Origin of the sequence: Brevundimonas sp. P7753 (genome assembly GCF_013386595.1) — a bacterium.
GTDB lineage: Bacteria > Pseudomonadota > Alphaproteobacteria > Caulobacterales > Caulobacteraceae > Brevundimonas > Brevundimonas bullata.
Genome location: NZ_JACARP010000047.1, coordinates 34045 through 52059 on the forward strand (window position 1 = coordinate 34045; position 18015 = coordinate 52059).

Here is an 18015-nt window from a genome sequence, read left to right on the forward strand (position 1 = left end):
AGGCAAGCAAAACACTCCCATCAGCTTCGCGTCACACTCAGGAGCAAGATGTGATCCCGATCGGGATCATGCCTTTGCATTCCGACGCCCCACGCTCTATATGTGTTCCCGTACGGGAATTTGACCATGAGCAAGACCAGACCGCCCCAGCTCCCCGTCGGCCTCGCCGCCGCCTCAACGGAGGCGCGCTCGCGAGTGGGCGGCCTGTCCAGCCCCGGAAAATTAGGCAAGACCTCGCGCCTTGTTCGATACCCCACCCAGTCGAACGCGCTCAGAGCCCTGCTGGACGACACCGGCGCCCGCGAGATGAGGATCACCTTCAAAGCTCGGGCGGGGCAAATGCTCAAGCCAGGCGTTTCTCGCGTGGAAAAGCCCTCCCCTTCGGAAAGGTCAAAGCCATCAGCCGGCGCCGTTGCGCTGATCCTGAGCGCCCTGAAGTCGTCCGGACTGGAAAGCCCACCCGCGGGCGGCGCCGCCCGGCCGCTGCCGCCCCGGATCGAACCCATACCGCTGCTTGACGGCGCCGCCCTCGGGAACCTCGTTCGCACAAAGCGCCTGGCGCTCAAGCTCACCCAGCAGCAGTTGGCTGAACACGCTGGCGTCGGTCGCCGGTTCGTCAGCGAACTGGAAGCCGGAAAGCCCACGATCGAACTCGGCAAGGCGCTGGCCGCCTGTCAGGCGCTCGGCCTCACGCTGACAGCGCAGGACTCTCATGGCTGAAGACGTCCTCGCCGTCTGGATGGACGGCTTTCCCACCCCGGCGGGGCGGCTCGCAAGAACCGCACATGGCGACACGGCCTTCCTCTATGACGCCGACTATGTCGCCGCCGGCGGCGCCCCCCTGTCTCTCTCCCTGCCGGTCGAGGACGAAGCATTCGGCGACGTGGAGACACGCGCCTTTTTCGCCAACCTGCTGCCGGAAAATACGCAGCTGCAGCGGATCATGGAGCGCGAAGCGCTGGCCCGCGACGATGTAGTAGGCCTCCTGAAGCATCTGGGCGTGGATTGCGCCGGCAGCGTCTCCTGCCTCCCGCTGGATATGCCGCCGATCAAGAGTCCCGGCGTCCTCGCCGAGGACTATGAACCCCTCGACGACAGCTCCCTGCTGAAGATCGTCAAATCGCTACGCGACGAGCGGCGGCTTCCAACGGAGGTCACAGACCCGTCTCCGGTCGCCGGCGTGCAAAGCAAGGTCGCCGTCACCCTCCTGCCCAATGGCGCCTTCGCCCTGCCCAGATACGGGTCGCGCGTGCCCACGACCCATATCCTGAAGGTGCCGGCGCGCCGCGACGCGCGGGACGCACGTTATGAAGAGGCCGCCGCCATTCTGGCCTCGGCCGCTGGCCTGGATGTCTCCGTGCCTACCGCGATCCGGATCGGCGATGTCGACGCCTTGCTGATCGAGAGGTTCGACCGCCACGTCGCCGACGGGGTCGTCACCCGAATCCATCAGGAGGATTTCGCCCAGGCGCTAGGCCTGCCTTCAGAGCTCAAGTACCAGAGACGGGGTCAACCCGGCCGCTGGTTCGACGTCAGCGCCGCCATCTCGGTCCTGGACCAGACGCGCGACCCCGCCGCCAGCCGCCTCGCCTTCCTCAGAACCACCATCTTCAATCTCTGCATCGGCAATACGGACAATCACGCCAAGAACCACGCCATCCTTTACGATGCGCCTGGCGCCCCTCGCTTCGCCCCCCTCTATGACCTTCTGCCCATTCGGCTAAGCCGGCACTTCACCCATGAGCTGGCTTTCCAGATTGGCGCGGCGAAGCATTTCGACGAGATGACGGGCGAGGACCTGAACGCCTTCTTCGTAGAAATGGGCGTCGAAGAAGCCGATTTCGACCTGCTGCTCGAGGGCGAGATCACCCCCATGATCGTGGCTCTCGAGAAGGCCTCGCCCCGGCTGAAATCGGCGGGACTGAAATCCTTCAACGACCTCCTTGGACGGGAGATGGAAGAACTGACGGAACGATTGGAACTCGCCACCCCTGTCGAGGCCCGAGACTATTTTCCGGCCGAAGGCGTCTGATCGGAACACATTCGCGTCAGGCCATGCGGGGCTCGGCCGCAGCCGAACCTATCTCGATGGCGTCCGCAGGTACTTCACCAGCGCCGCGATCCCCAGCACAGCCAGCACGACGGCGAGGAGCCATTGGACGCCCATCGCCAGCATCATCATGCCGCCCATGCCGCTCATCATGTTCATGCAGTTCATCATTGCTCGCGTCCTGACATTCTGTCGGCGGGGACCAGTCCAACCGGCCGTTTAAATCTAAGCGTCTGATCCCATTCAGGGCGCCCATCGCCCTGGTCGGAATCGGGTTGAGAAGCAGCCGTTCAGTGAGGGCCTATTCTTTGCGTTTCGGGTCGGGGTCGATCTTACGCTTCGGAGCGTCCGTCTTCCCTCGGCGAAGGCTCCTCACGATCATGGGCGCCACGCAGCAGATGAACAGCATCAAGGCTATGATGGTTATAACGAAGTTCTGATCCATGACTGGCTCCTAGGTGGCCTTTCCTCCCGGCCCGGGTGAAGCGATCCATCGAATCAACGAGCGCCATGCGGCGACCCTCGGAATGAACATCGGCGTCTGGCTGCAATATCGCCTGTAGTCATCGCCGTACTGGCTGAGCAGTTGGCGCTCCTCGCTCCTGGCGAGCCATGCGTAGGCGATGACAATCACCGGAAAGGCCGCAAGGGAGAAGACGGTGGGCCAGTGGATCACCCCCTCGCCCAGGATCGCAATGAACAGTCCGGAGTATTGGGGGTGCCGCATATAGGCGTATGCGCCCTGCGTAACGAGCCGACCCTCCCTGACCCCCGCGTGCAGTTGCCGCCAGGCGACAATGATCAGCATGATCCCAAGGGCCGCAACGCCGTATCCCACGATCATCGACACGTACATGATCTCGGGAACGCCGGTCAGGTAAACCCAAAGATTTCCGCGCCAAAGCCCACCTCCCGCGTCGAGACCGAAGACACGGGTGATCACGTACAGGGTGAGCGGAAACCCATACATCTCGGCGTAGAAGGCGATGAGAAAGGCCTGGAGGACACCAGCGCGCGTCCATTCTCTCCACGTGCGGGGCGCGAGGTAGTGGTAAAGAAGCCAGGAGACGACGGCGATCGATATCGCCGCTACTCCCCAATAGGTACGGTCAGGCATCAGGCGCACCCTTCTGCTCGGACCTGCTCAATGATCAGCAATACCTGATCATCAAGGGTTGGTTTCAAGGGAACCCGTCTACGAGGCCATCGTTCCGCTGGCCGCCTCTCGCGGACCCCCGCCTCAAGGGCGGCGACCACACTAAATCCGTCGATCGTCCAGGACAGACTCAGGATTCACATCGTACCCAGAGGGCGCGCATTGCCGCACATAAATACCGTAGCCGCCGAATAGGCGACGTTGGTCGGGCTCGAGAGGCCCTTCAGCGCGGGAAGGATGTTGATGATCGGTCGAGGTTTGCGAGCGGTCCCTCGCGGCGTCTGGGCTTTGGGGTTCGTATCCCTGTTCATGGACATCTCCTCGGAGATGATTCACAGCCTGCTGCCCGTCTTCCTCGTCACCACCCTGGGCGCCAGCGTTGCCCTGGTCGGCGTGATCGAAGGCGTGTCCGAAGCCAGCGCATCCATCACCAAGGTCTTCTCCGGCTGGCTCAGCGACCGGTTGGGCAACCGCAAACTGCTGGCGGTTCTCGGCTATGGCCTCGGCGCCGTGTCCAAGCCCTTCTTCCCCCTGGCGGTCACGCCGTTCGAGGTGCTGGGCGCCCGTTTCGCCGATCGGATCGGCAAGGGCGTGAGAGGGGCCCCACGCGATGCGCTCGTGGCTGACATTACGGAGCCCGGGACCCGAGGGGCCGCGTTCGGGCTTCGTCAGTCGCTGGACACGATCGGCGCCTTCATGGGTCCTGTGATCGCCATTCTGCTCATGCTGGCCCTGGCCGGAAACATTCGCGCCGTGTTCGCCTGGGCCGTCGTCCCGGGCGTCATCGCCGTGCTTCTGCTCGTGTTCGGCGTCGAGGAGCCGAAGAAGCATGGCGAGGCCAGGGCTGCTCGCTCGCCCATCCGATGGAGCGAGGTCAGGGCCATGGGGCGACCCTTCTGGTCGGTCGTGGCCGTCGGCGTCGTGTTCACCATGGCTCGGTTCAGTGAAGCCTTCCTGGTTCTGAGGGCTCAGGACGTCGGCCTCACCATGGCCCTGGTTCCCGCCGTGATGATCGTCATGAATGTGGTCTATGCCGCCGTGGCCGCGCCCGTCGGGGCCTTGTCCGACCATCTGGATCGGAGAATGCTGCTGGTCCTGGGCCTGGGCGTTCTGGTGCTGGCCGACCTGGCCCTGGCGTTCGCTACCTCAATTGGAGTCGTCCTGATCGGGGTGCTGCTCTGGGGGCTCCACATGGGCATGACCCAGGGGCTGCTGGCCGCCTTGATCGCCGACACGGCCCCCGCTCGACTGCGGGGAACCGCCTTCGGCGTTTTCAATCTCGCGACCGGCGTCGCCTTGCTGGCGGCGAGCAGCCTGGCAGGCGGCCTTTGGTCCCTGGCAGGGCCGCAGGCGGCCTTCCTGTCCGGCGCCGTCTTCAGTCTTGTCGCCATGATCGGCCTGGCGTCGCTTCATATGCGAGCGAGGCGATCAAAACCTCCTCCCTCCCAACGCCTGCCGGGCGCCTGAGCAAGGGGGAAGGGCGGTGCGTCCGAGAAGCAACGGGACCGGAGCGTTCAATGTTGACTGTGACGCGCACTCGGTTCGGTCACCCCCGCCAGCGCTGCGGCGGCCTGAGAGCCGTTTCCCCCGGCCTGGCTGATGTCGCCCAGGGATATGACCCCCACAAGGCGTTTGCTTCGACTAAGGACAGGGAGCCGGCGGACTTGCTGGGCGCCCATCTGGGAGGCGACGTCGTCGAGGCTCTCGTCGTCAAAACAATAGAGGACCTCGGCGCTCATGATATCCCGTACAGGCGTGTTCGGACCCCGATCTTCCGCAACCCCGCGAACCGCCAGATCCCGATCCGTGATCATCCCTACCAGGCGATCATTCTCACCGACCGGCAGGAAGCCGGCGTCAATCTTCTTCATCATCCGCGCGGCGTCGGCCATGGTGTCGCCTGGCGCGCAGACCTGCACGTCCGTGCTCATGCATTCGTTGACTTTCATCACCCGGCTCCTTGTCGATCGCCTTGCCTCGCTTCGGGAACAGCCCCCGAGCGCAAGGGACGATCAGTGCTTTTTCCCTTGGCGCAGTCTCGACCCACCCACGCCCGGGAGGGCGTCAAATCTGATGGTCGGAACCACAGTCCTCGGAAGGCCTGAGGACCACATTGAAACCGACCAGACCTGCCTCAGGTTCCGGCGCCATGCAGCCTTCCCGCCAATGTCGTGGCCGCAGTACGCTGACGCGGGACTTGCACGCCTCATTAATTCTATTATCTTGGAATTATGGAATCAGAACCCGCCATCCTCGCTCTGGCCGCCCTGGCGCAGCCGACGCGCCTTGAGACCTTCCGCCTGCTGGTCCGGCACGAACCCGAAGGCCTGCCCGCCGGCGAGATCGCGGACGCCCTCGCGGTGCCGGCCAACACCATGTCAGCGCACCTCGGGGTTCTGTCCCGCGCCGGACTGATCAGTTCGGAGCGCCGCAGCCGCTCGATCATCTACCGGGCCGACCTCGATCGCCTTCAGGCGCTGGTCCTGTTTCTGCTGAAGGATTGCTGCCAGGGCCGCGCCGAATTGTGCGAGCCGCTGCTGGCCGAACTCTCACCCTGCCGCGCCTGAGGTCATCATGGACGTCGTCATCTATCACAATCCCGCCTGCGGGACGTCGCGCAACACCCTGGCCCTCATCCGCCACGCCGGGATCGAACCGCACGTCGTCGAGTATCTGAAGACGCCGCCCAGCCGCGCCATGATCCTGGGGCTGGTCGAGCGCATGGGCGTCCCGCTGCGCAGCCTGCTGCGCGAGAAGGGTACGCCCTTCGCTGAACTTGGGTTGGGTGATCCCGCCTTGACGGACGATCAACTGCTGGACGCCATCGAAGCCCATCCGGTTCTGCTGAACCGTCCCATCGTCGTGTCCCCACTGGGCGTGAAGCTGTGCCGGCCGTCCGAGGCGGTTCTCGACCTTCTGCCGCCGGAAGGGCTCAAGCCCTTCACCAAGGAGGACGGCGAAGTCGTCATCGACGCCGAGGGCCGGAGGGTCCGCTGATGGTCGAGGCCGTCATCACTGATCAACCGAAGCGCCGCCTGGCCTTCCTCGACCGCTGGCTAACGCTGTGGATTTTCGTCGCCATGGCGCTGGGTGTGCTGCTGGGTACGGTCGTGCCGGCGCTGCCCGGCTGGATCGACGGCCTGTCGGTCGGGACGACCAATATCCCGATCGCCGTCGGCCTGATCCTGATGATGTATCCGCCGCTGGCGCGGGTAAAGTACGAGGAACTGCCGCGCGTCTTCGCCGACAGGCGCGTGCTTGCCCTGTCCCTGTTCCAGAACTGGGTGCTGGGGCCGGTGCTGATGTTCGCCCTGGCGGTGATCTTCCTGCGCGATCAACCGGAATACATGACCGGCGTCATCCTGATCGGCCTGGCCCGCTGCATCGCCATGGTGCTGGTCTGGAACCAGTTAGCGCGCGGCGACAACCAGTATGTGGCGGGCCTGGTCGCCTTCAACTCGATCTTCCAGATCGCCTTCTTCAGCCTCTACGCCTGGCTGTTCCTGACCGTGCTGCCCCCCCTGTTCGGGCTGGAGAGCAGCGTGGTCGACGTCAGCGTCTGGACCATCGCCGGCGCCGTCCTGGTCTATCTGGGTCTGCCCTTCCTCGGCGGCTTCCTGACCCGGCGCACCCTGGTCGCGAGGAAGGGGAGCGATTGGTACGAGACGCGCTTCCTGCCGCGCATCGCCCCGATCACCCTGATCGCCCTGCTCTTCACCATCGTCGCCATGTTCAGCCTGAAGGGCGGCGACGTGGTCGCCCTGCCGCTGGACGCCCTACGCATCGCCGTCCCGCTGACGATCTACTTCTTCGTCATGTTCGTGGTCAGCTTCCTGATGGGGCGGCTGATCGAGGCGGACTATCCGCGCACCACGGCCCTGGCCTTCACCGCCGCCTCCAATAATTTCGAACTGGCGATCGCCGTCGCCATCGCCGCCTTCGGCCTGGCCTCGCCAGTGGCTTTCGCCGCCGTCATCGGTCCGCTGGTCGAGGTGCCGGTGTTGATCCTGCTGGTGTCGGTCGCCCTGTGGCTGGGCCGCCGCTACTTCCCCGACACCGCCCCGAAGAAGGACGCCTGCTGATGGCCTTCAACGGCGTGGCTTTGTCCGCCCCCACTCCCGACCTGACCGCAGCGCTGGAGACCGCGGGACTGCCGACAGATGATCTCCGCGAACCCGGCCGCAGCTTCTACCGCTTCGAGGACGATGCCGGACTGATTGGCTACGGCGGGCTTGAGCAGGTCGGCTCCGACGCCCTGATCCGCTCCATCGTTGTCATCGACGACCGTCGCGGCGAAGGCCACGGCTCAGCAATCCTGTCCTGGCTGGAAACTATGGGGGCCGAGCAGAATGCGTTCGCCCTCTACCTGCTCACGACCTCGGCGACCGCCTTCTTCCAGCGGCACGGCTACACCGCCCTTCCCCGTTCGGCGGCGCCGCCCGCCATAGCCGCCTCCCGGCAGTTCAGCACCCTGTGCCCGGCCTCGGCGACTTTCATGTTCAAGGAGTTGCGCCCCCAATGACCCGCCTTCGCGTCCTGCCCGATCCCGACCACATGCCCGCGCTCGACCCGGCCTACCTGTCCAGCCAGCCGGCGCTCGGCCTCGGCCCGAACGACCATCCGCCCCGCATCCTGCTGCTCTACGGCTCACTGCGGGATCGGTCCTTTTCCCGACTGTGCGTTGAGGAGGCCGCGCGCCTGCTGCGCTTCATGGGCTGCGAGACACGCATCTTCGATCCGTCCGACCTGCCGCTGACCGACCAGGTCGACCACGACGACCACCCCGCCGTCCATGAACTGCGCGAACACGCCCTGTGGTCGGAAGGCATGGTCTGGAGCAGCCCGGAGCGCCACGGCCAGATTTCGGGGATCATGAAGCTCCAGATCGACCACCTGCCGTTGAACATGGGCGGCATGCGCCCGACCCAGGGCCGCACCCTGGCCGTCATGCAGGTCTCCGGCGGCTCTCAGAGTTTCAACGCGGTCAACACCCTGCGCCTGCTGGGCCGGTGGATGAGGATGATCACCATCCCCAACCAGTCCAGCGTCGCCAAGGCCTTCATGGAGTTCGACGACAACGGCCGCATGAAGCCCTCCAGCTACTACGACCGCATCGTCGACGTGATGGAGGAGCTGGTGCGCTTCACCGTCCTGACCCGCGTCCACGCCGGTCAGTTGGTCGACCGCTACTCTGAGCGGAAGGCTTCGGGCGTGCCAATCGATGCGGCCAACGACCTGTCCGCGATCGCCATCAGGACCGCTTAGCGCCAGCATACGCGCCCCCGAGGCCGAGGCTTCGCCACGTCGGCAGACCGTCGCCAACTGTGGCGACGAAGACAAAATCCGGCGCCGTCATCGAAGAACTAGGTTCGAGCTAAAGCAGACGACCCGTTGCGCCCGCTATTTGACGAACCGACTCCGATCCGCTGCCACGGATCGGAGTCCCGTCCTGGCTCAGGCGGCGTGCGCCCGGTTCGCCCAACCATTCCGCTGGAGATGATCGAGCGCCGTGCGGATGTGAGGCTCTCGCATCACAGCGGCCTTCCGAGAATTCCAGGCGTGCACAGCCTGAACCACGCGATCCGGGTCGCCGGACGCTTCGGCGTCATGAACCAGGACCCAGTGGACGGTAGACAGGAGTTCGAGACCGTAGGGGGTCTCGAAACCCGCGATGAGCTCGGCCACGCGGTCGAGACGATCCCGGGCGGCTTCATCGCCGGCGAGGTAGGCCTCGGCTTCCCTACGGCCGCCTTCCAGTACAGCGATCTCCGCCGCTTGGCTGCGATCGCCGTACCCTCGAATGAAGTGCCCCTCGATCCGCTGAAGCACGTGATTGAGATTCTCGGCGTAGGGGCCGTACTGGTACTTCTGGAAGCCCAGCTTGAGATCCTCGCCCGCCGCTTGCAGGAAGTAGGTCAGCTTCTGCACCTCAAGGAGGCTATGGCGGTAACCCGCTGCCCCATAGAGACCCAGAAGCGTCAGCACGAGCGCTCGTCCACGGCTCATGTTGGGGCGGGTCGTACCCACTCTCATCTCATCGACTTTCGGCGCTGCTCCAGGAGCGAAGAGCCGAACATCCACTTCATTGAGGTCGCCCAGGGCGCGGCGGATCACAGGCTCAACCTCAGCCCAGTCCAGACCGCCATTGCCGCATCCGAGCGGCGGCACGGCGATCGAGCGAATTCCATTCTCGAGGATCACTCGCTTCAGATCCTCAAGGCCGGTCTCGATGTCGGACAGGCGGGATTTCGCCTTCCAGTGACCCTTGGTCGGAAAGTTGATGATCCAGCGCGGATTGATCATGCTTCCGGTATCGAAGACGAACATCTCGCCCAGACGTACTTCGCCCGCGTCGCAGGCGCGCCGGTACGCATCATAGTTGCGGGGGAAGGCCTGCTTGAACTGCAGGGCGATACCCTTGCCCATCACCCCGACGCAGTTGACCGTATTAATGACGGCCTCGGCGCCGGACTGGAGCAGGTCGCCTTTCGAGAAGGTGATCATCGTCGGCTCCCTAGTAGTACCAGGCGGATTTTTCCACCACTTTCATTCTAACGCCTCGGCGCTCCAGAAGAGCCTCGACTTCGGCTTTGCGAGCCGCGGACTGCACCGCCAAGCCGCTGAGAAGCGTAACCGGGAATGCGTCCCGCACGAGAAACTCGGCCTGCTTGCGGCGTTTGCGGTCGCCGTCCTCCAGCGTATCAGCCCATTGTCGACTGCCGACCACATCCCAGTCGACCTCCCCCAGCCGCCCCAGATCGTCAAAGAAGCTGGAGTAGGTCATGATTCCGTGACCGTCGGTAAACGCGAAGCCCAGGCCGGCTTCCACGACCTTCTGGGCGGTCGACACCAGGTGCACCAGCGCGCCCTGCCCTCCCTCGCACGGCACGTTGCCACGATGGATGGTGTAGAGCATCGGGCTGCGCGTCGTGAAATAGAAGGGCACGTAATCGTGCAGACAGCCGCCAGGACCGCACGGGACCTGCCGCGCTGCACGCTGCGCCTGGATCGAGCTGTAGGCGATATTGTTATACCGCGCGTCAGCAGCCTGCAGGCGTGCGGTAGAACTCAAGGCGCCCTTTGCGAGAATCTCGTCAAGGTTGCCGATGTGGGTCATGTGAATGATCGGCGTCGGCTGAGGAACGTTTCCAGGCATGCTCCTTCAATCGATCAACCGCCCTCCATTGTCCAGCCAAGCTGCAGGACCGCTACGGCTCTGATCAACCTAGAACCGAAACGGGAACATTTCAAGAACACCATTCCCAGCAACTTCGGAAACGACGCTCGATCAGGATCAACAAACCGCCACCGCACATCAAGCTGAGCCGCATGACCGGCAGCCCGCTTCGAACATTGCTTCGTCGCAACGAGTTCCGCCGTTCGGACTGAACCGGCCTGTCACGCCTTACGGATGGCTCGTAGAATCCGACGCGTTTCTACGGTGAGCAACATCTCGTCGTCCTGGGTAATCATTCGCGCATGCATGGTGGCGATTCTCACCGGATAAAGCCGCTGAAAGGATTCCTGAATATCTGTGGACCTGTTGAAGACCGGAGCGAAGACGGTTTTCCAGTTCTGCTTCTTCTCAATGATCGCTCGGTAATCCGTGAAGTCCGCGAACTCGATCAGAGGCTTGATCGCTCCGGTCGCCTTGGCGTCCGTCGCCTGCTTCTGACGCCAATTGTCGCTTGTGCCTTCCGGCGCCTGGGTGATGCACCAGTCGGGACCGAAGGCCTCGGTCATCCGCTCGTCGATGAAACGGCGCAACGCCACCTCAAAGCGTTGCAGCTGGTCAAACGCCGATCGATTTCTTGCAAACGAAGCTTCCAACGTTTCGTCCGCATCGGCCTCGTCGTCATCAAGATCTTCGGACGAGTCCAGGTCCAGACCCGCATGATGCATGCCCTCGACGAAGGCGCCGCGTGGAAAAGCGGTCAGGTCAGGACTGTAGCCTTTGTCATAGTAGAGAGCAGTACGCGCCACGGGATCCATCAGGACATCCACCGTAGGCATGACCACCTCACGCCAGTCGCCTAAAGCCGGCCTGAGCAGGTCGCCTATATCCGCACCGAACGGATCCGAGTGACGCAGCACTGCGCCGATGGTCTGCATCTCCATCATGCCGAGCACGGAGTGATCGAGCATGGCGTCGTTGAGCCAGGGCCTGGTCATGGACGTCATGGCCGCCATGATTTGCCCCGGCTTGTCATGGAACAACATCGATTGGCCCTGCAGGGCGTCGACCTGTTCCTGATAGAGCCGCGCGGTCTCCATTGCCGATGGTAGCCGGAAAGCTTCTTCCCAGCGCTGATGGAGGCTCGCAGCTTCCACGGCGAGCTCACTGATGCTCCTGCCGTGGAGGCCCGCGGCTTCCCGGGCGAGAGCATCGGCTCGCTGCATCTCCTGCATCAAGAGCTCAGAGCCTGTCGGCATCCGCTGGAAAAGGTCGAGAGCGAGGTTGCGGTGCTGGTCGGGAGACAGGAAGCCCGCCGCGCGCGCCTCAATATCCGCCCGATCCCTCATCAGGCTCATCACGTCCAGTTCGGCGGCGGCCCGAACGATTGAACGTTCATAGGCGCCCAGGTTGGCGCCCACTTCAGTTAGCGGATTCATGAGCCGGCTGAGTTCACGCTCTCGCTCAATCAGGTCGCGGAGTGGGTCGGACATGGCAGCTCCAGATGAGACCTGTTGAGAATGTAGCTCTGACATGGTTCGAGCCGGACGTCGCCACATCGGCGCAGGGCAAGCTGATCCCTAGGGGGTGCAGCGTTCACTGAAGCAGCCCGACTTGATCAGAATCAGATCCCGCCGAGCGACCAGAGCTCTGGCAATCGCTAGTGCAGCTCCGACAGAAAATCGCGGATCGTAGGGGCCAACGCCTCTGCGAACCCTTCGGCCGTCTCTATGTCCTCGGACATCGAGATAGGCGAGAGGCGTCCGTTTGGGACCAAGGCGGCCACACGAGCCGCCAGCTCGGGCGGATGCGGTCCCTTCCGATGGCGGCTGCAGCAGCTACGCTGGCGGCGTTGGAGCGAGGGATAGCGTCTTCCACCATCGCTCGGATGACGGGCGCAAGGGAAGGCAGGATCGCCGCCTCGCAAGCGTGGCTGGACGCCCTGGCTATTCAGACGCCCCCAGGGATCAATGAAGCCGAGCCCCTGCAGATGCTCACGGACCGCACGCCAGTCCGCCGCTCCGAAGCCGTGGATCACGACCCGGTCGCCGTCGAGGAGAAGGGAGACGGACCGGTCGGCGCGGCTGTGGCCCGGGGCCGGCACATTGGCGCTTCGCCCGCCGGAATGGATGTCCCCGCCCAGGGCGGCGACGATGAGCCGGAGCGACATGACGCGGGGCCTCAGATGAGACCGAGGGCGCGAAAGCTCTGTTCGCCCTCCCGGCCGACCACGACATGATCATGGACCTGGATGTCGAAAACCCGGGCGGCCTCGATGACCCGGCGGGTCATCTCGATGTCCGCGCGCGAGGGTGTCGGATCGCCCGAGGGATGATTATGGACGAGGATCATGGCCGAGGCGGACAACTCCAGCGCACGCCGCACCACTTCCCGGACGTAGACAGGGGCATGATCCACGGTGCCGTCCGCCCGATGCTCCTCGCGCATCAGGATGTTGCGCTTGTCGAGGTAGAGCACGCGAAACTGCTCCCGGGGCTCGTGGGCCAGCGCCCCCCGGACATAGGCCAGCAAGGCCGTCCAGGACGAGATCGAAGGCCGCGCGCCGACATCGGATCTAATCAAATGAACGCAAACCTGTCGCAGCAGCTTGAGAGGTCCGCGACGGCGGCGACGTCCAGGCCGGGCGTTCGGGCCAGCTCTGACGCGTCCGCTGCGACAACCGCGGCCAGGGCGCCGAAGCGATCCAGGAGATCCCCGGCGAGACGATGAGGGTTGGTCGGAAGCGAAGCCCGCTTGAGCATCAAGGCCAACAAGGTTCGCTCATCCATCAACTCGATGGCCGGGAGGCCGGCGCCTGCAGCAAGGGCGCGGGCGTGTTCAAGGTCGGGTTTGGGGATCGATCGCATCGCGAACTCCTCGGTCGCTATCCGCCTCCTCATGGGAAGTCGACCGAAACCCGCCCTCCCCAATCCTTGAATTGCGCCGCAAATGATGGGCCGGCTGACTGGATCGGCTCACTCTCCGCCCATGGATTGCCTCTTGACGCTAGCCGCCCCGGGACGCTCCGTCAGAGGCCCTTTGTATGTTGATCTTTCGGGCGCCTTCGAGAATCTCGAGACCGCCCTTCGCGGCGATTCCGGCGACGATGACGCCGACCACCAGGTCAGGCCAGGACTGCTTCAACCACAGGACCAGGGCGCCGGCGACGAGGATGCCCCCGTTTGAGGCGAAATCGTTGAAGCTGAAGGTCTCGGCGGCGCGCAGGTTTACATCGTCGCCCTTCAAGCCGCGCAGTAGCTTTAGGCAGATCAGGTTGACCACCGCTGCGACGACGGCCAAACCGATCATGGTCCAGCCAATAGGCTCCGTTCCCAGCCACCATCGGCGGCCGGCGTCGATCAGAACGCCTGCGGCGAAGATCAGCAACAGCACACCCGAGGTTCTCGCGGCGCGCAGCTTCCAGGCGAGAGCGCGGCCAACCGCCAGAAAGCTGATCAAATAGACAAGGCTGTCGGAGGCGTTATCCAGCGCATTGGCGAGCAAGGCGCTGGAGTTGGCCAGCAATCCGCCGAGCCCGAGCCCGACGAACAACAGACCGTTCAGGATCAGCACGATCATCAGCGTTCGTCTCTGACGGTCATGCTCAGCGTTCGATGTCTTCATGGACGCCCTCCTGTTCCGGGCACGGCCGCCCACGTTGACTAGTTTCGGAAGACAGCGCGCATTGGCAGGCAGCGGTAAACATTGGAGCCGTCATTGAAACACGGTCTTGCCGGACTGCCCATGCGACGATCTTGAGATCCGACCGGCCGCTCGTCCAGACCGACGAGCCCAAGCGACGAAACCGGCCGCAAGGCCCCACCGGATCCCACGACGCGCAGCCGCCGGCATTGCCTGGTCAGATCCCAACGCCAAAGCCACCACATCAGCCTCAAACGCACCTTTCCTTCAGCCAGCCCCGGATTGAGAAAAGCGTTTGCCCTGCCCCTGCGGAAGGGGCTTGATCCTCCAGTAGCTAGAGGATGCATAGATCGTCGCATCAACAGGAGAACGCACGATCATGGTGTTCACGGAGCGCCGAGGCGCCAGGGTGCTGAACGTCCGCGCGATGGCTATCGGCCTCGCCGTGACGGTCATTGTTGTGGACCAGGCCACCAAGGCCATGGCCCGCGGGAACCTTGAGGACGTGGTCAATCTGACATCCTTCATCGCGCTTCGCCTCGGGTTCAACCCAGGGGTCACCTTTGGCCTTTTCGCCGGCTCCGGGGACATGGGGCGCTGGGTTTTGAGCATCGTCTCGCTGCTGATCATCGCCGTGCTGTCGATCTGGGCCTGGCGAACACGCAGACCTCTTCTTGCCGCCGGCCTGAGCCTTATGGTCGGCGGCGCGCTCGGGAACCTGCTGGATCGCCTGCGTTTCGGGCACGTGACCGATTTCATAGATCTTCACTGGGGCGATGCGCACTGGCCCACTTTCAACCTTGCCGATGCAGCGATCGTCTGCGGCATCGGCTTGCTTCTGTTGGCTTCGCGAAGCGGGGCCGAACCCGGGACGTCGTCCCCCACGATCGAACCCACCGTTCGATGACGGGGCCCCCCGAAAAAAAGTCCATAGCCGTTCGCTCCGCCCTGGCCATAGGCGTGACCGCAAGCAGCCTGACGGCTACCTGGCTGTGGATTCCTCCCGCGCCATTCGGCGTCGAGACCGACATGGCGACGGCCGATCGCCTGGCCTACGCCCTCAAGTGGGAGTTGCCGGTGCTCGTGTGGCTCGCCGGCTGCCTGCGGCTTGTCGCCAGCATTCGGTATCGGTCGGATGAGGACCGACCAGGAGCCGCCTACGGCCCGCCCAGCGCTCGGCTCGCCGTGCCTGCGGCCGTGTTGCAGAATTCCCTTGAGCAGACCGTCCTGGCCGTCGGCGCACATCTGATCCTCGCCGTTGTTTTGCGAGGCGAGGAGTTGATCCTGATCCCCGCTCTGGTGACGCTTTATCTCCTCGGTCGTGTAATGTTCGCGATCGGCTACGCCAAGGGCGCCGCCGCACGCGCTTTCGGCATGGCGCTTACCGGCGCCTCGACGCTTGCCGCCATGGTCATCGCCATCGTCCTGTTGATTCTCGGCCGGTAGTATCCGAGCGCGCCTCATGCCCGTCTTTCCGCCCCAGTCTCCAGGACTTCGACCCATGTTTGAGCGATGACACGCCCCTCGCCCACTTCGTCCGGACCTCGCAGCATCGGCAAACTCGCCGCCGCCACCGGCATAAAAATTCCGACGATCAGATTCTACGAGCAGATCGGATTGGTGCCGGCGCCGCCCCGAACCGCCAGCGACCGCCGGATGTATGACGATGACGCCGAACAAAGGCTGACCTTCATCCGGCATGCACGCCAACTTGGCTTCGACCTGGATTCGATCCGGTCCCTGCTGGATCTCTCCGATCATCCCGACCGCGCCTGCGACGAAGCCAACACCATAGCCGAACGTCATCTCGCCGAAGTGACGCAGAAGATCACCCAGTTGCAGGCCCTCCGGCGCGCGCTTTCGCGCATGACCGCTGAATGCGCGGGCGGACGGGTCTCGGCTTGCAAGGTGATTGAGGCCCTGCACGATCATTCGGCCCCACAATAATGCACGACACACGCGCCGTTCGAATGCTAATGCGAACGGCTCACAACTAGGTTTCCGATGCGCCCTCTGCTCAGCCTGATCGTCCTCCTGCTCACCCTTGGCCTGACCGCCCCCGCACTGGCCCAGACGGCCTCGGCCTCGGAGGCACAGGTCGCGTGGCGGCTGCTCGACTACGTGGCGGTCGACTACGCCGGCGCGGTAGAGAACGGCCAGGTGACCAATCCCGCCGAATACGGAGAGATGGTCGAATTCAGCGGCCAGATCCTCACCCGCCTGGAAGCCCTGCCCTCCACGCAGACCAAGGCCGATCTGGTCCGGGACGCTCTCGCTCTTCAAGTCGCTATCCGGAACAGGAGCGATCCGCGCACCGTCGCCGGCCAGGCCAAAAGCTTGGCCGCCGCGGTTCTGGCGGCCTATCCAAGTCCGCTGGCGCCGTCATTCCCGCCCGACCTGGCCAAGGGGGCCGCCCTCTATGACGCGCAATGCGCTGTCTGCCATGGCGCCACAGGGCGCGCCGACGGCGCGGGCGCGCAAGGACTTGATCCTGCTCCTATTGCATTCGCAGACGTCGAGCGCGCCCGCCAACGCAGCGTCTTCGGCCTGTACCAGGTGATCGACCAGGGGCTCGACGGCACGGCGATGGCCAGCTTTTCCCATCTACCGGCTGAGGACCGCTGGGCTCTGGCCTTCTACGTCGGCCGTTTCGCCTTCACTGACGCCGAAGCGGTCGAAGGCCGGCGTCTTTGGGAGAGCGACCCGGCGATCCGCACCGGCTACCCGGATCTGGCTGCCGTCACGCAGGCGACGCCGGCGGAGTTGGCGGCCCGCATCGGCGAGACGAAGGCGCGGGCGGTGACGGCCTATCTGCGCCGCCACCCGGAGGCGGCGGTTCGCCCCAAGGGATCGACCCTCACCCTGGCTCGGACGCGTCTGGCGGAGAGTGAAGCCGCCTATCGTCGGGGAGACCGAAAGGCCGCGACCGACCTGGCGCTGTCGGCCTATCTCGACGGCGTCGAGCCGGTCGAGCCGGCGCTTGGCGCGCGAGACACCGCCCTTCTACGTCGCATCGAGACGGCCATGACCGATCTCCGCGTGTCGATCAGCAAGGGCGCGGCAGAGACGGAGGTCGCGGACCGGATCGCTCGTCTGAACGCCCTGTTCGACACCGCCGAGCGGGCCCTGGCGCCCCAGAAGGCGGACAATCTCGCCAGCTTCATCGGCGCCTTCACGATACTGCTTCGCGAAGGACTGGAGGCGCTGCTCATTGTGGTGGCGATGATCGCCTTCCTCAGGAAGGCCGACCGGCCTGAGGTGTTGCGTTACGTCCACGGAGGATGGGTGGCGGCTCTGGTCGCCGGCGGCGCCACCTGGGCGGCCGCGACCTTCTTCATCTCCATCAGCGGGGCCAGCCGAGAGCTCACTGAAGGGTTTGGCTCGCTTCTGGCGGCGGTCGTGCTCGTTTCCGTCGGCATCTGGATGCACGGCAAGTCGCATGCCGACGCCTGGCAGACCTATATTCGCGCCAAGCTCTCCAAGGCGCTCTCGAAGCGATCGGCATGGTTCCTCTTCCTGTTGGCCTTCGTCGTGGTCTACCGGGAGGTCTTCGAGACGATCCTCTTCTATGCGGCGATCTGGAGCCAGGGCGGCCATGTCGGCATGCTGGCCGGCGCGCTCACCGCAGTGGCGATCCTGGCGTTCGCGGCCTGGGCGCTGCTCGCCTACAGCAAACATCTGCCGATCGGTCGGTTCTTCTCGCTGAGCTCAATCCTCATGGCCGTCCTGTCGGTCGTTCTTGTCGGGAAAGGCGTGGCGGCGCTTCAGGAAGCGGGTTGGCTCGATGTCCACCCGATCACCTGGGCGCCGCGTATCGAGATTTTGGGCCTCTACCCCACCGTGGAAGGCGTCGGGGTCCAGCTTCTAACGCTCGTCGTGCTGGCAATCGGGTTTGCGCGTACCTCCGGTTCGAAACGGCAGGGCTCGGCCAAGGCCTAGCTGGTTATCTCCGAATGTATCGGACCGAGAGGACCAGCGGCTTCACTCGGGGGG

The 18015-nt window shown here is 64.4% G+C and carries 21 protein-coding genes; 12 read left to right on the plus strand and 9 right to left on the minus strand.

What is annotated here, in order from left to right; all coding sequences use genetic code 11:
* The first annotated feature begins 126 nt into the window (after nucleotides 1–126).
* Nucleotides 127–720 carry a helix-turn-helix transcriptional regulator gene (locus tag HX774_RS20080; RefSeq protein WP_225910408.1) on the plus strand — a complete coding sequence of 198 codons (594 nt, stop codon included), beginning with the start codon at nucleotides 127–129 and terminating at the stop codon, nucleotides 718–720.
* On the plus strand, nucleotides 713–2032 hold the full coding sequence (locus HX774_RS10415; protein ID WP_076222546.1) for a HipA domain-containing protein: 1320 nt from the start codon (nucleotides 713–715) through the stop codon (nucleotides 2030–2032). Before HX774_RS20080 ends, HX774_RS10415 begins: the two co-directional genes overlap by 8 nt.
* Before the next feature lie 48 nt (nucleotides 2033–2080).
* Here the strand turns inward: HX774_RS10415 and HX774_RS20085 are convergent, their stop codons facing one another.
* Together HX774_RS20085 and HX774_RS10420 are read right to left on the minus strand one after the other, a co-directional pair.
* Nucleotides 2081–2209 carry a hypothetical protein gene (locus HX774_RS20085; protein WP_255370621.1) on the minus strand — a complete coding sequence of 43 codons (129 nt, stop codon included), beginning with the start codon at nucleotides 2207–2209 and terminating at the stop codon, nucleotides 2081–2083.
* 295 nt (nucleotides 2210–2504) lie between these two features.
* On the minus strand, nucleotides 2505–3167 hold the full coding sequence (locus HX774_RS10420) for an isoprenylcysteine carboxylmethyltransferase family protein (protein ID WP_178826580.1): 663 nt from the start codon (nucleotides 3165–3167) through the stop codon (nucleotides 2505–2507).
* Nucleotides 3168–3494: 327 nt separating this feature from the next.
* Between HX774_RS10420 and HX774_RS10425 the strand changes: the two genes are divergently transcribed.
* Nucleotides 3495–4673, plus strand: a complete 1179-nt coding sequence (locus HX774_RS10425; protein ID WP_255500363.1) for an MFS transporter — start codon at nucleotides 3495–3497, stop codon at nucleotides 4671–4673.
* Between the two features lie 47 nt (nucleotides 4674–4720).
* On the opposite strand, the gene HX774_RS10430 is transcribed toward HX774_RS10425, so the two are convergent.
* Nucleotides 4721–5155, minus strand: a complete 435-nt coding sequence (locus HX774_RS10430; RefSeq protein ID WP_076222552.1) for a CBS domain-containing protein — start codon at nucleotides 5153–5155, stop codon at nucleotides 4721–4723.
* Nucleotides 5156–5437: 282 nt separating this feature from the next.
* Here HX774_RS10430 and HX774_RS10435 point away from each other — a divergent pair, with 282 nt between their 5' ends.
* Genes HX774_RS10435 through arsH form a run of 5 tightly spaced genes read left to right on the plus strand, consistent with a single transcriptional unit; the run spans nucleotide 5438 to nucleotide 8471 of the window.
* Complete coding sequence (locus HX774_RS10435; RefSeq protein WP_076222553.1) at nucleotides 5438–5773, plus strand: helix-turn-helix transcriptional regulator; 336 nt, start codon at nucleotides 5438–5440, stop codon at nucleotides 5771–5773.
* Nucleotides 5774–5780: 7 nt separating this feature from the next.
* Complete coding sequence (gene arsC, locus HX774_RS10440) at nucleotides 5781–6203, plus strand: arsenate reductase (glutaredoxin) (RefSeq protein ID WP_076222555.1); 423 nt, start codon at nucleotides 5781–5783, stop codon at nucleotides 6201–6203.
* On the plus strand, nucleotides 6203–7288 hold the full coding sequence (arsB, locus tag HX774_RS10445; RefSeq protein WP_178826582.1) for an ACR3 family arsenite efflux transporter: 1086 nt from the start codon (nucleotides 6203–6205) through the stop codon (nucleotides 7286–7288). The genes arsC and arsB overlap by 1 nt, the downstream gene beginning before the upstream one ends.
* Nucleotides 7288–7728, plus strand: coding sequence for an arsenic resistance N-acetyltransferase ArsN2 (arsN2, locus tag HX774_RS10450; protein ID WP_178826584.1), 441 nt, complete (start codon nucleotides 7288–7290; stop codon nucleotides 7726–7728). The genes arsB and arsN2 overlap by 1 nt, the downstream gene beginning before the upstream one ends.
* Nucleotides 7725–8471, plus strand: coding sequence for an arsenical resistance protein ArsH (arsH, locus tag HX774_RS10455; RefSeq protein WP_040345443.1), 747 nt, complete (start codon nucleotides 7725–7727; stop codon nucleotides 8469–8471). Before arsN2 ends, arsH begins: the two co-directional genes overlap by 4 nt.
* Nucleotides 8472–8660: 189 nt before the next feature.
* On the opposite strand, the gene HX774_RS10460 is transcribed toward arsH, so the two are convergent.
* The 6 genes from HX774_RS10460 to HX774_RS10480 form a co-directional block, all read right to left on the minus strand.
* Nucleotides 8661–9710: a macro domain-containing protein gene (locus tag HX774_RS10460; RefSeq protein ID WP_003164995.1), complete on the minus strand. Its 1050-nt coding sequence runs from the start codon at nucleotides 9708–9710 to the stop codon at nucleotides 8661–8663.
* A gap of 10 nt (nucleotides 9711–9720) precedes the next feature.
* A complete protein-coding gene (locus HX774_RS10465; protein WP_081461864.1) occupies nucleotides 9721–10323 on the minus strand; it encodes a DUF4433 domain-containing protein in 603 nt (200 codons plus the stop codon).
* A 281-nt stretch (nucleotides 10324–10604) separates the two neighbouring features.
* Entirely contained in the window at nucleotides 10605–11873 is a 1269-nt protein-coding gene (locus HX774_RS10470; RefSeq protein ID WP_178826586.1) for a Swt1 family HEPN domain-containing protein, read from the minus strand.
* A 688-nt stretch (nucleotides 11874–12561) separates the two neighbouring features.
* Entirely contained in the window at nucleotides 12562–12963 is a 402-nt protein-coding gene (locus HX774_RS10475; RefSeq protein WP_370523477.1) for a RadC family protein, read from the minus strand.
* Nucleotides 12960–13247 carry a hypothetical protein gene (locus tag HX774_RS20405; protein WP_003165000.1) on the minus strand — a complete coding sequence of 96 codons (288 nt, stop codon included), beginning with the start codon at nucleotides 13245–13247 and terminating at the stop codon, nucleotides 12960–12962. The genes HX774_RS10475 and HX774_RS20405 overlap by 4 nt, the downstream gene beginning before the upstream one ends.
* Before the next feature lie 139 nt (nucleotides 13248–13386).
* Complete coding sequence (locus HX774_RS10480; protein ID WP_003165001.1) at nucleotides 13387–14004, minus strand: cation transporter; 618 nt, start codon at nucleotides 14002–14004, stop codon at nucleotides 13387–13389.
* A 397-nt stretch (nucleotides 14005–14401) separates the two neighbouring features.
* On the opposite strand from HX774_RS10480, the gene lspA reads away from it, so the two are divergent.
* The 4 genes from lspA to HX774_RS10500 all read left to right on the plus strand — a co-directional run bounded on the left by lspA (nucleotide 14402) and on the right by HX774_RS10500 (nucleotide 17961).
* Entirely contained in the window at nucleotides 14402–14929 is a 528-nt protein-coding gene (lspA, locus tag HX774_RS10485; protein WP_218650374.1) for a signal peptidase II, read from the plus strand.
* A 53-nt stretch (nucleotides 14930–14982) separates the two neighbouring features.
* The gene (locus HX774_RS10490) at nucleotides 14983–15468 is read left to right on the plus strand and encodes an MAPEG family protein (protein WP_178826588.1); all 486 of its coding nucleotides are present in this window, start codon (nucleotides 14983–14985) and stop codon (nucleotides 15466–15468) included.
* A 66-nt stretch (nucleotides 15469–15534) separates the two neighbouring features.
* The gene (locus HX774_RS10495; RefSeq protein WP_178826590.1) at nucleotides 15535–15969 is read left to right on the plus strand and encodes a helix-turn-helix domain-containing protein; all 435 of its coding nucleotides are present in this window, start codon (nucleotides 15535–15537) and stop codon (nucleotides 15967–15969) included.
* A 57-nt stretch (nucleotides 15970–16026) separates the two neighbouring features.
* A complete protein-coding gene (locus tag HX774_RS10500) occupies nucleotides 16027–17961 on the plus strand; it encodes a cytochrome c/FTR1 family iron permease (RefSeq protein ID WP_178826592.1) in 1935 nt (644 codons plus the stop codon).
* Nucleotides 17962–18015: the final 54 nt, after the last annotated feature.

Bases quoted from the DNA above. Each gene is read 5' to 3' on its own strand.
- HX774_RS20080 (WP_225910408.1), top strand. From the start codon at position 127: ATGAGCAAGACCAGACCGCCCCAGCTCCCCGTCGGCCTCGCCGCCGCC.
- HX774_RS10415 (WP_076222546.1), top strand. From the start codon at position 713: ATGGCTGAAGACGTCCTCGCCGTCTGGATGGACGGCTTTCCCACCCCG.
- HX774_RS20085 (WP_255370621.1), bottom strand. From the start codon at position 2,209: ATGAACATGATGAGCGGCATGGGCGGCATGATGATGCTGGCGATGGGC.
- HX774_RS10420 (WP_178826580.1), bottom strand. From the start codon at position 3,167: ATGCCTGACCGTACCTATTGGGGAGTAGCGGCGATATCGATCGCCGTC.
- HX774_RS10430 (WP_076222552.1), bottom strand. From the start codon at position 5,155: ATGAAAGTCAACGAATGCATGAGCACGGACGTGCAGGTCTGCGCGCCA.
- HX774_RS10435 (WP_076222553.1), top strand. From the start codon at position 5,438: ATGGAATCAGAACCCGCCATCCTCGCTCTGGCCGCCCTGGCGCAGCCG.
- arsC (WP_076222555.1), top strand. From the start codon at position 5,781: ATGGACGTCGTCATCTATCACAATCCCGCCTGCGGGACGTCGCGCAAC.
- arsB (WP_178826582.1), top strand. From the start codon at position 6,203: ATGGTCGAGGCCGTCATCACTGATCAACCGAAGCGCCGCCTGGCCTTC.
- arsN2 (WP_178826584.1), top strand. From the start codon at position 7,288: ATGGCCTTCAACGGCGTGGCTTTGTCCGCCCCCACTCCCGACCTGACC.
- arsH (WP_040345443.1), top strand. From the start codon at position 7,725: ATGACCCGCCTTCGCGTCCTGCCCGATCCCGACCACATGCCCGCGCTC.
- HX774_RS10460 (WP_003164995.1), bottom strand. From the start codon at position 9,710: ATGATCACCTTCTCGAAAGGCGACCTGCTCCAGTCCGGCGCCGAGGCC.
- HX774_RS10465 (WP_081461864.1), bottom strand. From the start codon at position 10,323: ATGACCCACATCGGCAACCTTGACGAGATTCTCGCAAAGGGCGCCTTG.
- HX774_RS10470 (WP_178826586.1), bottom strand. From the start codon at position 11,873: ATGTCCGACCCACTCCGCGACCTGATTGAGCGAGAGCGTGAACTCAGC.
- HX774_RS20405 (WP_003165000.1), bottom strand. From the start codon at position 13,247: ATGCGATCGATCCCCAAACCCGACCTTGAACACGCCCGCGCCCTTGCT.
- HX774_RS10480 (WP_003165001.1), bottom strand. From the start codon at position 14,004: ATGAAGACATCGAACGCTGAGCATGACCGTCAGAGACGAACGCTGATG.
- lspA (WP_218650374.1), top strand. From the start codon at position 14,402: ATGGTGTTCACGGAGCGCCGAGGCGCCAGGGTGCTGAACGTCCGCGCG.
- HX774_RS10495 (WP_178826590.1), top strand. From the start codon at position 15,535: ATGACACGCCCCTCGCCCACTTCGTCCGGACCTCGCAGCATCGGCAAA.
- HX774_RS10500 (WP_178826592.1), top strand. From the start codon at position 16,027: ATGCGCCCTCTGCTCAGCCTGATCGTCCTCCTGCTCACCCTTGGCCTG.